This is a genomic window from Arthrobacter sp. H20, from assembly GCF_000520515.1.
Taxonomy (GTDB): domain Bacteria; phylum Actinomycetota; class Actinomycetes; order Actinomycetales; family Micrococcaceae; genus Arthrobacter_D.
Genome location: NZ_KI914718.1, coordinates 57700 through 69594, shown reverse-complemented (window position 1 = coordinate 69594; position 11895 = coordinate 57700). Strand labels below are relative to the sequence as shown.

Genomic DNA, 11895 nt, shown 5'->3' with positions numbered 1-11895 from the left:
CACTTCAAAACGGTTGGCGCCGAAAACCCTGTCATCTTCTCGATCTGGAAATTCGGCACCCCGTCGGCAGCCAACAAAACCGTCCGCGCCCGCAGAGCCACTGTCGCGGTCGATGCTTTCCCACGAGTCAGCGCCTCCAGGGCACCTTTGTCCCCGTCACGCAACTCCAATGCCCTCGCCAAATAAACCATGAATCAAGTCTGACAAACAATCAGCCCCAAAGGAATCAACGACACGCTACACTAGCTCGCGCTCCATCTTCTGGTAGCTCAGCCACCGCCGCCGCTCCAAGATACCGGTATCAATCGCCGCCTGCACTGCGCATCCGGGTTCTGGTCCATGGCGACAATCAGCGAATCGGCAGGTGGCGAAGAGCTCAGCGATGTCACTAAACACCACCTCCAAGCCCCCCTCTGCGTCCCAGAGAGCGAATCCGCGCAGACCAGGAGTGTCCATCAGGACACCACCCCCGGGGAGCGGAATCAGCTCGCGTGCGGTGGTGGTGTGTTTGCCACGCCCGTCGGCGGCCCTCACCTCACCCGTGTTCTGCACGGGTTTCCCGGCCAAGGAATTTGCCAGGCTGGATTTACCAGCACCCGAGGGACCGATCAAGACCATTGTCTGCCCTGGATGCAGGCGGATAAGAAGTTCGTCGAGCCCGTCGCCGGATTCGGCCGAGGTGGTAATCACCTCAGCTGAGCCAGCTCGCTCAACGGTCTGCGCCACTACGTCGTCGAACCGGCTACTCAGGTCAGCTTTGGTGAGAATCACCAGCGGGACCGCACCCGAGTCCCACGCTGCCACCAGGGTGCGATCGAGCCTGTTGGACGAGATAGGGCGATCAATGGGAACGATAACTCCAACAATGTCCATGTTGACGGCAAGCAGCTGCGCCTCAGCCAGCGGGTCGTGGGCCTTTTTGCGCCGCAGGGCTGAGAACCGCGGCATCAGGCCGACCACTGCTGGGGGTGCGAAGTCGCCCGGGGCAAGTGCGCCAGCGGAGCCCAGCGCGATCCAGTCGCCCGTCACAGCGCCGGGATAGGCGTCGACGTGCACCAGTCCGCGGGCACCCGCCACGACCAACCTGCCCCGATCCACCCGGACCACCCGTGCAGGGCTGAGCCTGGAGTCAGGAAACTGAGTCACGAAGAGACGGCTAATCCGTTCGGTGAACCCATACTGCTGGAGAGTATTCATGACCGGCCCTCATTCTGTATTCCCCATCGCCAGAGCGATATCGACCAGACTGACCCGGTCGACGGCCCGCAGTTCGGCAAGGTCCACCCATGCGGCCCTGTCGGTGGATCCATTAGCTTCGTGGCGGAGGAACCCGTCGACGGTATGGGCACGATAAACCACCCGCAGGGCGTGCAGTGGCCGAAAAGAGCCATTGTGACGATCGGAGGCTGGGATGTGCAGGCTGTCTACTCCCAGCAGTCCATCGAGCTGAGCAACGTAGCCAGTTTCTTCATAAATTTCACGCACAGCTGCCTCCGGCGCATCTTCGCCCAGCTCCAGGCCTCCACCGGGGAGTGTCCACCCAGTGGCGCCTGCCTCGTTCCAGTGCGCCAGGAGAACCTTCCTGTCGTTGATGATGAGCCCGTAAGCTCCAACCCTCGTGTCCCATCTGCCACCCATGGTGGCAAGTCTAGCTATCCACCCCCGGAATCGATCAGGTCAGCACCAGGGATCTGCGCACTTGACGCCGTCCCGTAAATGTTAACTACTTAACAGTATGGATCTACGGCAATCGACTGTGTTCAAACTGCACCGGGCGACCACCCTGGTGAATCGGGTCTCGGATGAATACCTTCTGACCCACCACGGCATCCATTACGCTCCTTTCCTGGTCCTGCTGGCCGTTCGCATTGCTGGGCCTTCTCCCCAGCAAGCGATCGCACACTCACTCGATGTGAGCCGGGCATCGGTCACCCAGCGAATCCAGCAGTTGAAAACCAGCGGTCTGGTGGATGTCACCATCAGCAGCAAGGATCCACGGGCCAATGTGGTGGACCTGACGCTCTCCGGTCGACGCCTGACCGACACGGCCTGGCACGGACTGGAAGCGGCTCTCGACAGCGTCGATGATGGCGTCGACGATCCGGGCCTCCGGCGCCAACTGGACCGCTTGATATCGAACTGCACCACAGCACTCACCGGCCACAACGCATGAGGAAGGCCGGGCCGCTGCTTCCCTCCCCCATCCTCGTCGCGCCGATGGCCGGAGGGGTGTCTACCCCTGCCCTTGTCACAGCCGTCGCCCGGGGCGGTGGCCTCGGTTTCCTCGCTGCAGGCTATAAACCGGTGGCGGCCATACAGTCCGAGATTTCCGAGGTAAGAGCAAATGGACTGGCCTTCGGAGTCAACCTGTTCGTTCCCGGGCCGCCGACGATCGATACGGTTGCGCTCCAGGCCTACCGGACCAGTCTGGGCGCCATGGCAGCCCGTTTAGGCGTCGCTCTCCCCGAGCCTACGTACGACGACGACGCCTGGGGCGCCAAGATCGATTTTCTGCTGGCTGAGCCGGTGCCATTCGTGAGCCTGACGTTCGGCCTTCCTGACCGTGAAATCATCCGGGCGCTCAAGGAACGTGGCACGGTGGTGATCGCGACAGTGACCCGCCACTCGGAACTCCTCAGTGCCCAGGATTACGGGGTGGATGCTGCGGTGCTGCAGCACAGTGCAGCAGGGGGTCACAGCGCAGCCTTTGCTCCTGACGCTCCGCCCGGCGCCCCCTTCACCGATGTTGCAGCCCTAACGTCTGAGCTCTTCCCCCACTCAACGATTCCACTCATCGCAGCGGGCGGACTGACCGGTGCCTCGGACATCAACGAAGCACTCGCAGCCGGCGCTGCAGCGGTTCAGCTCGGGACTCTTTTGGTCCGCACCCACGAGAGCGGCGCACCTCAGCTGCATAAGGATGCGCTCGCCTCCCCAACCTTTCAGGGAACCGCACTGACCCGGGCGTTTAGCGGACGGCCGGCACGGGGGCTTGAGAACCAGTTCATGCGCGACCATCGTGACGCTCCGGCGGGCTATCCTGAGCTGCACCACGTGACGTCACCGCTACGGGCGGCAGCAGCGACAGCGGGCGATCCTGACGCAATGGCCCTGTGGGCGGGGACCGGGTATCGCGCTGCTCCATCAATGCCGGCAGCGGAACTGGTCAGCCAGCTGGTGGCCGGTCTTGACCGATAGGGTGGAGGTCAACCGCCGTCGTTCACGAGGAAGTGGCTTGACCATGGCTGAAGAGGCCCCACCGGATCCAGCAGCCACCACCACGCGCCCCCGCGACCCGCTGGTACTCGATCAGACTGACCAACTGATTCTCAGGGAGCTGGTAGCCGACGCACGGATGACCAATGCGCAGCTGGCCGAACGGATCGGGGTAGCGCCATCAACTGCCCTTTTACGGACCCGGCAGCTCGTTGAGCGCGGAGTGATCAGTGGATATCACGCGCAGCTGGACTTCGGAGCGGTGGGACGGGCAGTGCAGGCAATGGTTTCGGTCCAGCTCAAGGGACATAACCGCGAAGAGATCGACCGTTTCACGGCCCGGGTGCCCAATCTCCCCGAAGTGGTTTCAACCTTCCATGTTGCGGGGTCGGTGGATTATCTTCTGCACCTAGCGGTGCCGAGTACCGACGTACTCCGAGACTGGGTGCTTGACCATCTGACGACAGACCCGGTTGTGGGCCACACCGAAACCACCCTCGTGTTCAACCACCTGCCGGGTAACACCGGCGTGCTGCCGTAACACCGCACCGCGTCGCCACCGTTCCGGAGAAATCCTCCACCGCGGTGATGACGCGCAACTCAGGGCCACAGGCCCGAGTGCCGGGCGGCGGCGAGATCCCTCCGCCTCTCGTCATGGGCGAGCACTGCCTCACTGTAGCGGGCATGTTCTCGAGCCAGCCGCTCTCCGGTGGAGACCAGACGGCGGCCCACCAGGATGAGCAGGGCGTCAAAACCCGTGGGGCGGATGGACGGGGAATACGTGGCGAAGGTGGTCATGGTTCTTTCTTTTCTTCTTCATGCGACTCGGGTGGAGCCGAGGATTGCTGATGGTGCACGGGCGTATCAAATTGCCCCTGCAGGATTGGGAAGGCATTGAGGTGCATCTGAACGGCGCGCGCGGCCGGGTCCGTGGCAGCGCCATCGCGGTATGGTGCGAGAAGTGCTCTGGCATGGCTGAGCATCTCCTCGGTGATGTGGGCCAACTGTTCCGCAGTCAATCGCGCATTCAACGTAGCGATCACCGAGCCTTCGAACCACTCTTGCGGGAGGTAGTCGTAGCCCTGTTCCATGAAGTCCTGCAACAGCACGGCCCGGTGGTGCTCAAACTCCCGGTTGACTATCTTCGAAGCGTGCAGGGCCGCTGGGTCCGAGGCGAGATCGCTGGAAAAGAGACTGAGGGCGCCAGGGGGACGCTCCCACCATCGCTCCCTCGCCGATCCCCTTCCTTCAACCTCCCGGACCAAAGAATGTTTGGCCAGTTGCCGAAGGTGATAGCTCGTGGCCCCGCTCGATTCCCCGAGCCGTGCCGCGAGCGAGCTAGCGGTTTGGGGACCAAGTTGGGATAGCTGTTCCAGCAACTGGATTCTCAGTGGATGGGACAGCGCCTTGAGCCCGGCCAGATCAAGAGTGCGGTCAGCTGATGCGGGGCTGGGCTCAGGATGTGAAGTCATGAGTCAAGGATAAGACTGCAAAGATAACTTTGCAAGCATTTCTTTGCAGAGTTATCTTTGCACTCAGTGGAAGTGAGGTTTCACTTCCCCCGACGCTCAGGCAGCCCGCTTACGACATGCCTAGATCGACTGAGAACGAAGCGCGCGGCGCAGGTTCAGCACAGCCAGCCCGAGACTGGCGAGCGCGATCAAGCCCGCGAAACCCGCCACCGATTGGTCCAGCCCCCAGATCTGCGCCGCAGCACCAAGCCCTACAACGGGGAGAGTGCTCCCCAGATACGTAAGGACGTAGAGGGTGCTGATGATCTGGGCATGTTGTGATGCCTCTACCCGCAGCGAGACCTCGTTGAAGACCGTGCGAAACGCCATTCCTTGCCCTGCACCGGCGGCAGCGCAAGCGAGCACTAGGAGTGGAACACTGTTCAACGCCCCCGCGACCGGAATCAGGGCTACCCCCAGGCCGAGCACGGCCAGCCCCGACCCTACGACATGCTTTCCGCGTACCCTCATTAATTGGCTGAGTGCGGACGATGCCAGGACCAGCGCGGCCAGCACGCCAATCAGCGGCCGCGAGTCGGTGTCAGCAAGTGAGGCAAAGTACGTCGGCGCAAGACTGAGGGTGAATCCGAAAACAGCGAAGCTAAGAAATCCGACTGCAGATGCGTTCCAGAATGCTCGCCCCGCAGCCCGCGACACGGCGGGACGCCGTGGTTTCAAAGCGTTCATCGGCGAGGACTGGTCGGCTAACCGGATGGCCGGCCTGGCCCTCAGCACTAACAGGGGAATCAGTTGCATCAGCAAGATCACCGAGTACAGGGCGAACGGCGTGCGGGTCGGGTCTGGCAGGAGGGAGAGCAAACCACCGATGATCGGCCCCGCGGCGACACCTCCCGCCGACGCCAACAAAGTAAACCGTGAGGCCCAATCCGGCCGATGGGGCAACAGATCCCGTAGCGCCGCAGAGCTTGCTCCGGTCGCCAGTGCAACCGATGCCCCCTGGAGGCAACGCCCGAGCACCAGCATGGGCAACGAGGACGCCGCTCCGAATACTCCTGCACCAGCGAAACCAATCACAATTGCCAGGACAAGCGCTGCGCGCCGCCCAACGTGATCGGACCAGTGCCCCACCAAAAGCAACCCGACCACGAGCGTCACCACGTAGGCAGAGAATGCCACAGTGACTTCCAATGACGAGATACCGAGTTCAGCCTGCAGCAGGGGATACAGCGGCGTCGCCAGATTGGCGCCGATCAGCAGGGAGGAAATCACTGTTGCGGCAAGAATCAGCCGACTCTTCAGCGACGCGTCCCAACTCCAGCGATCCTTATCCGAAGGTTTCATCCGCAGCTCGCTGAGAAAACTCACGCTGCCTCCATACAATAGACCAGACAGCACATATCCCCATTATTCTCCGTCCCAAAGGGGTGTTGGGAACATCTGTGACAGTAAACTTGATCAAAATGAGCAAATTCGGACTCTCCTATTGAAAGGAAGTGCACGTGATGAGCAAGTTGGACGGCGTCGACATCCGGCTCTTACTGGAACTGGTCCGCGATCCGCGAGCGCAAATCGGTGAGCTCAGCGACCAGCTGGGCGTTGCCCGCAATACAGCACAGTCCCGAATCCGACGGCTCCTGCGGTCCGGGACCCTTCGATCCGGTGGCCGCGAACTCGATCTCGAAGCCCTCAACTATGACGTAGCCGCCTTCGTTACCATTGAGGTAACCCACCGCGAACTCGATGGAGTTATTGCTGGTCTGCGCCGCCTCTATCAGGTACTTGAGGTTCATGAGATCTCCGGCCGCGGCGATATCTGGTGCCGCGTCACCGCAACTGACACTCATCATCTCCAGTCGGCACTCCGATCGATTCTTCGAATCAAGGGAGTCATCCGCACCGAGACAGTGCTTGCTCTTCACGAGCACATCCCGTATCGAACTGAACCGCTGCTACGTTCCCTCGCCGAGGAGCACTGAAATTCCTTCCGAGCTCTCATGTGCATCTCGTTTTTAGGGGAGATACTTAGGAGATAGGATCCTCTCGCTCCATCTGTGGCTAGTGGGCGGCGTGTGCGTAAGCGGTGCGGTAGCCGCCGGCGTAGGCCTGATGGGATCCCTGGCAGATCCAGTCCCAGGGGATTTGGGCTCATCGTTTACCGAATCTGTAATTCCTTCCAGGGAAACCGGGCCCGTCCCAGCGTCCTCCCCGTCCGGCACGGGAGCGACCACCGATCCCAGTCCAGAACCGGAGAGAACCCCCGACGTTCCCCTCCAGCCTGCTGAAGTGGTACCTCAGCTCCCTCCCGTCCCAGGAGGCGTCGATGATGACGACGGCCTGGAACTGGACGACGACGGTGACGACGACCATGACCTGGAACTGGACAACGGCGGGGCGACGACGACGGCATGGACGATGGCTAGACCTCCGCATAGCCAGGGCACTGACCTCATTCGCTCCTCCACCGGGGCCACCAACGATCATCTGTCGCGCCAGCCTGCCGCTGTCCGCAGCCGCCCCGGCGCCCGCACGCGCAGCGCAGGAGACCGAAGAGCCGGACACCTTAAGGCCTGTCGACGTCGAGCCTTCGCGAGCCGCTGAAGGCCAGCGCCGCCGCTGGCAGCGGATTTCCTCGGCGCTGCGCGGCTATTGGACGGTCAGAACGCGTGTGCTCGGGGCGGTCCTCGCCCTCTCTGCTCTGGGACTAGTCGTGGCAGGATCTGCTGCTATGCGCGGCAGCAAAGCGATATCAACGCTGACATGGACAACTCGCTGGAACGAAACTTTCTCGAATTCGAGTCGCTTCTCGACACCGGGATCGATCCGACGACCCGCGAGGACTTCACCGAGGCGCAGGAACTGATCTTCGTTGCAATGCAGCGCACACTTCCGGCGCCCAACGAGGGCATGCTGGGGATGAGCGACGGCGAGGCGGTTCTGCTCGCTAACCCAGCCGTGCAACTGAGGCTCGAGGACGACGCCGAGCTAGTGGGCTACGTAGCTACCCAGGCAGATCCTTCACGGGTCAGCATCACAAGCATCGCCACAAATGAGACCACCTACCGGGCGCTGATAGTACCCGTCCAGTTGTCAGCAGATGCCTCACCCAGCCAGTATGTTTTGGCCTATGACGCTCGCGCTGAACACGGTCAGCTCAACGAGACCTTCACAGCCTTTGCGTTGATCAGTTTCGGCACCCTCGTGTTCATCGGCGTCGTTGGCTGGCTGCTGGTCGGAAACCTTCTCATGCCGATCCGGCTGCTGCGCAACACCGCTCAGCACATTGGGGATTCCGATCTGTCCGAACGGATACCAGTGTCAGAAAACGACGACCTTTCCGACCTCACCCGGACCGTCGACGCGATGCTCGAACGGCAGGAGGAGTCCTTCACCTCACAACGTCAGCTGCTGGACGACGTCGGGCATGAGTTGCGGACCCCTATCACTATCGTGCAGGGACACCTGGAACTTCAGGACTCAACTGATCAGGCCGACGTCGCAACGGTACGCGGTATTGCCTTGGACGAACTGGACCGAATGCGCCTGCTGGTTGACGACTTGGTAACCCTGGCGGGCATCACCCGGCCCGGCTTTGTGAGACCTGAGCTGGTGGCGGTTGGACGGCTGACCGATGAGGTTCTGGATAAGGCACGTCCACTGGGAGCCCGACGCTGGACCATTGATGCGCGAGCCGAGTCCACCTGCCTGCTTGACCAGCGTCGATTCACTCAGGCCTGGCTACAGCTGGTCGTCAACGCAGTGAAATTCTCAGGGGAGGACTCCACCATAGCTGTCGGTTCTCGGATGGATCGCACCGGGTTGTCGCTCTGGGTCCGGGACGAGGAAATCGGTGTGCCCGCTGAGGATCAGGACCGCATCTTTGATCGTTTTGTCCGGGGTGCCCACGGACAGAGAACCGAAGGCTCGGGCCTTGGCCTGACGATTGTCAATGCAATTGTGGGTGCCCACGGCGGCACGGTGAGCCTCAAGTCTTCGCTGGGCAGGAGACTTCGAGCTCATCGTGCTCGACCTGGGCCTCCCGGACCAGGATGGATTCACTGTGCTCCGGCGCCTCCGCGAGTCGAGGAACACCACACCGGTCATCATTCTGTCTGCGCGAAACTCAATCGACGACACGGTAGCGGGTCTGGAAGGTGGTGCTGACGACTATATGGCCAAGCCCTTCCGCTTCGAGGAACTCCTCGCCCGGGTCCAACTTCGTCTCCGGCAGGACGCCCCCACCACCGACAGCTCGGTCCTGGTTCACCAGGACCTGCAGCTGGACCTGAGAACCCGTCGCGCGGCGGTCAGCGGCAGGGAAGTGGATCGTTCGGCGCGTGAATTTGCGCTAGGCGAGACGTTTCTGCGGAACCCCGGCCAGGTGCTGAACCGTGAACAGCTGCTATCCCGGGTCTGGGGCTACGATTTTGATCCAGGATCAAATGTGGTGGACGTGTATGTGCGCTATCTGCGGAACAAACTCGGAGCACAACGGTTCACAACTGTCCGCGGCATGGGATACCGATTGGCGTCCGACGAGTCCTGACCCCATGAGACGAGGAAGCGGCGGGATTCCGGAGTGTCTGGGGGAATACTCCGGAATCCCGGCTGATAGGAGCGCTCCCGGGCTGGGAACCAACCGCGGGTGTGGCTAGTCACCGCTGGCGGCGCTGGGGGCCGACACGACGCTGGGGGCCGAATAGCCCGAATCCGCTGGCCCACCCGGGGGCGGCATAGGGCCTGGAGCAGGGACCACGGCGGGCGTCGGAGGAGGTGCTGGGGGTGTCGAAGCGGACGCGGAGCGAACCGGTGGCAATCCAGATGTTTCGCTTCTGCATGGTGGGGCCTTTCACGATCAGCGGAAGTGGTTGGACTACCCACTCTGCTCCGCGTTTGTGAGATGGAAAGGAGCTGATTATGAGAGACGTCTCATAATCGACTAGCTATCGAGTGCCTCCGCTTCTTCGACAAGATTCTCGGCGATCGCTAGTCGCTGCAGGGCATCGGACCGCCAGGATGTCCGGTCCTCTGCAGTGGCTCTGTGCTTTGCACCTGCCACAAGGGTCAGGGCAACCCCTGCAGCGCGGCCTCGGAGCGCTGCGGGGTGTACCTGGTGGTCAAACACACTGAGGAAGCGGTGCAGCGCCGCTGGGACATGGACGTACCGACTATCGAGGGCAGGCAGGACGGCGAGATGTCCGATAAAGCAGGCCAGATCGTCGACCAGATGTCCCGGGCCGAGCGCATCGACATCCAGCAGCCCTGAGACCTGGTCACCGGCGACCAGCAGGTTTGCCTCGTAAAAGTCACCATGTGAGGGAACCCTGGGACCCGCGTCAACCGAGGACACCACCCGGTACACCTTTTCCGCCAACGCCGAGATCCTCTGCTTCTCTTCGGGCAGGGCGGCGGCGGCTCCCTTGGCATAGTCCCACACCCGTACAGCCCACGCCTGATGCTCAGGCAACAACATGGACTCGGCGGGAAGCCGCTGTAACAGGTCCACAAGGGTTCGTGGATCCAACGCCTGCGCCCCATCCCTCATGAGTTGTTCGGCGAGAGGCGTACCCGCCGCTGGATGCATGGCGAGGACGTCCTGCGCTGGCACATCGATCAGGACCGGCGCAGGGATCCCGGCGTCCGTCAGCAGACGATGACGCTCAGCCAGGTGGGCTCCCTGACCACCACGCAGCACCTTGAGGTAGCGGCGCTCCCCGCGAAAGTCGGCAGTGATCACAGCCCGCCTCAGCGGGCGATAGCTGACGGTCGCCAGCACTGGTGCCGCATTATCCGCCGGGTCTGCCCGCTGGGAGTCGGTGAAGAGAGCCTGACCGACCTGGAACGCATCACAGGCCCAGGGTAAACCCGGCAGCAGTGGATCGTTGGGGTGCTGCCACACGGTCAGAATAGTTCCATCAGCGCTGCGCCGCTGCACTGTCGCTGGAGTACTTTCCGGCAGGTTAACCGTGCTGATGCAGAGGAACTCGGTGCTTTGGTCACCATTCTCGGCGTCGACCTGCACCTGATAGATCCCAGTCGCGCCGGCGCCCGGTCGGTGATGTACCTGGACCACCGACCAGCTGACAGGTCGTCTTCCGAAGGTAGCTAGTGCGAGGCGGATCGGCTCGGCAACGCCATCGCTTTCCAGCAACCTCAGCTGAGCTGTTTCAGCCCCCGGGCCGGGTGCTTCGGGGTCAGGCCCGGCGACGCTGCAGGACGTCATCGAGGTTCATCCTGCCGGTTGTGGGATTGCTGGCAGGGCTGGGGCCCGATGACGTGTCGGGGCTTTCAATTACCGGCGGAACCGCGCCCTGCTTGAGGGAGGTCCCGGCCTGTGCCTTCGGAGCATCGGGGAGTTCCAGTGGGGCTGGCGCCTGCCGCTCGGCTTTCGCTGCCGCAACGTACATGGGCTTGGGCACCTCGACTGGCTGCCAGGTTCCTGATGGTTCCGGAACCGTCTCCGGGACGGTAAGAGAAGGCTTGGCAGCTGATGGACCAGCGGATGGGGCTGCAGCACTCGCTGCGACGGCAAGCGCCGCCTGGCGTAGGTCGGTGGCTGTGAGAGTAGGCGCAGCAGATGTCGGGTGGTCCCCGACCGGAGAGCCCTCGTCGTTGGCGGGGACCGAGGTTTCTGCATCGAAAAGCCTGGTCTCCCGTCGTGGACCGGGCACGGCTGGAGCTCTGGGAGTCACGGCGGCGGGGCGGGAAGAGGAAATGGCGTCGGCGAATGCCGCATCAACTTCACGCCGCCGGTCCCGGATGGCAAGGCGGCGCAGGCCAGCCACGGCCAGCAGGGACACGACGAACGCCCCCAGCGGCAACAGCGCCGGGACGACTGATAGCGCAGCGAGGGGAACACAGATAACTGCTGCAATCAGCGCTACAGCACCGACCGCCGCTATTGATGTACGGCCGCGCCGAATGGTGGGTCGTTCAGTACCCGGCTGGATCCCGCTGGATGATCCAACGGTCCGGGTATCGGAGGCGCCATTGCTGTGACCGGACATTTCCATAATGCTCCCCTGAGAGACTCGGCTCTCGGCTCTTGCGGGTGGGACTAGGGCAGAGGTGGCAACCGTTTCGGCCAACACTGCTGGCCTGCGGATACGTAGAACATACGGGCCAACCCAGATCAGCCAGAGTCCGACGATCGCGGCAAGTACCACCGAGCTGTTCATAGAGAAGTCCACGTCTAAAACGGTAGGTCGTC

13 protein-coding genes and 3 pseudogenes are annotated in these 11895 nt (G+C 62.4%); 7 read left to right on the top strand and 9 right to left on the bottom strand.

What is annotated here, in order from left to right; translation table 11 throughout:
* The 3 genes and pseudogenes from Y703_RS21945 to Y703_RS0105590 form a co-directional block, all read right to left on the bottom strand.
* Nucleotides 1-191, bottom strand: a pseudogene (locus Y703_RS21945) (hypothetical protein); the annotation flags it as partial.
* Nucleotides 192-237: 46 nt separating this feature from the next.
* A complete protein-coding gene (gene rsgA, locus Y703_RS18180; protein ID WP_035763986.1) occupies nucleotides 238-1197 on the bottom strand; it encodes a ribosome small subunit-dependent GTPase A in 960 nt (319 codons plus the stop codon).
* A gap of 9 nt (nucleotides 1198-1206) precedes the next feature.
* The gene (locus Y703_RS0105590) at nucleotides 1207-1638 is read right to left on the bottom strand and encodes an NUDIX hydrolase (protein ID WP_026551924.1); all 432 of its coding nucleotides are present in this window, start codon (nucleotides 1636-1638) and stop codon (nucleotides 1207-1209) included.
* A gap of 97 nt (nucleotides 1639-1735) precedes the next feature.
* On the opposite strand from Y703_RS0105590, the gene Y703_RS0105585 reads away from it, so the two are divergent.
* Genes Y703_RS0105585 through Y703_RS0105575 form a run of 3 tightly spaced genes read left to right on the top strand, consistent with a single transcriptional unit; the run spans nucleotide 1736 to nucleotide 3757 of the window.
* Nucleotides 1736-2173 carry a MarR family winged helix-turn-helix transcriptional regulator gene (locus Y703_RS0105585; protein ID WP_035763971.1) on the top strand — a complete coding sequence of 146 codons (438 nt, stop codon included), beginning with the start codon at nucleotides 1736-1738 and terminating at the stop codon, nucleotides 2171-2173.
* Entirely contained in the window at nucleotides 2170-3198 is a 1029-nt protein-coding gene (locus Y703_RS0105580) for a nitronate monooxygenase (protein ID WP_035763970.1), read from the top strand. Before Y703_RS0105585 ends, Y703_RS0105580 begins: the two co-directional genes overlap by 4 nt.
* Nucleotides 3199-3241: 43 nt before the next feature.
* A complete protein-coding gene (locus Y703_RS0105575; protein ID WP_026551921.1) occupies nucleotides 3242-3757 on the top strand; it encodes an Lrp/AsnC family transcriptional regulator in 516 nt (171 codons plus the stop codon).
* 59 nt (nucleotides 3758-3816) lie between these two features.
* On the opposite strand, the gene Y703_RS0105570 is transcribed toward Y703_RS0105575, so the two are convergent.
* The 3 genes from Y703_RS0105570 to Y703_RS0105560 form a co-directional block, all read right to left on the bottom strand.
* Nucleotides 3817-4014: a hypothetical protein gene (locus Y703_RS0105570; protein WP_026551920.1), complete on the bottom strand. Its 198-nt coding sequence runs from the start codon at nucleotides 4012-4014 to the stop codon at nucleotides 3817-3819.
* Nucleotides 4011-4688, bottom strand: coding sequence for an ArsR/SmtB family transcription factor (locus Y703_RS20730; protein ID WP_051427337.1), 678 nt, complete (start codon nucleotides 4686-4688; stop codon nucleotides 4011-4013). Before Y703_RS20730 ends, Y703_RS0105570 begins: the two co-directional genes overlap by 4 nt.
* 120 nt (nucleotides 4689-4808) lie before the next feature.
* Nucleotides 4809-6053, bottom strand: a complete 1245-nt coding sequence (locus tag Y703_RS0105560) for an MFS transporter (protein ID WP_026551919.1) — start codon at nucleotides 6051-6053, stop codon at nucleotides 4809-4811.
* A gap of 137 nt (nucleotides 6054-6190) precedes the next feature.
* Here Y703_RS0105560 and Y703_RS0105555 point away from each other — a divergent pair, with 137 nt between their 5' ends.
* The 4 genes and pseudogenes from Y703_RS0105555 to Y703_RS18165 form a co-directional block, all read left to right on the top strand.
* Complete coding sequence (locus tag Y703_RS0105555; RefSeq protein WP_026551918.1) at nucleotides 6191-6664, top strand: Lrp/AsnC family transcriptional regulator; 474 nt, start codon at nucleotides 6191-6193, stop codon at nucleotides 6662-6664.
* A 307-nt stretch (nucleotides 6665-6971) separates the two neighbouring features.
* On the top strand, nucleotides 6972-7286 hold the full coding sequence (locus tag Y703_RS21940) for a hypothetical protein (protein WP_155849420.1): 315 nt from the start codon (nucleotides 6972-6974) through the stop codon (nucleotides 7284-7286).
* Between the two features lie 159 nt (nucleotides 7287-7445).
* Nucleotides 7446-8630 (top strand): annotated as a pseudogene (locus Y703_RS22915) (ATP-binding protein); the annotation flags it as partial.
* Nucleotides 8631-8688: 58 nt separating this feature from the next.
* Nucleotides 8689-9231: pseudogene (locus Y703_RS18165) on the top strand (response regulator transcription factor); the annotation flags it as partial.
* A gap of 109 nt (nucleotides 9232-9340) precedes the next feature.
* Here the strand turns inward: Y703_RS18165 and Y703_RS21935 are convergent.
* From Y703_RS21935 to Y703_RS0105535, 3 genes are all read right to left on the bottom strand, one after another.
* Nucleotides 9341-9523, bottom strand: a complete 183-nt coding sequence (locus Y703_RS21935) for a hypothetical protein (protein ID WP_155849419.1) — start codon at nucleotides 9521-9523, stop codon at nucleotides 9341-9343.
* Between the two features lie 101 nt (nucleotides 9524-9624).
* Nucleotides 9625-10908 carry an aminoglycoside phosphotransferase family protein gene (locus Y703_RS0105540; RefSeq protein ID WP_253907948.1) on the bottom strand — a complete coding sequence of 428 codons (1284 nt, stop codon included), beginning with the start codon at nucleotides 10906-10908 and terminating at the stop codon, nucleotides 9625-9627.
* A complete protein-coding gene (locus Y703_RS0105535; RefSeq protein WP_026551916.1) occupies nucleotides 10880-11875 on the bottom strand; it encodes a hypothetical protein in 996 nt (331 codons plus the stop codon). The genes Y703_RS0105540 and Y703_RS0105535 overlap by 29 nt, the downstream gene beginning before the upstream one ends.
* Nucleotides 11876-11895: the final 20 nt, after the last annotated feature.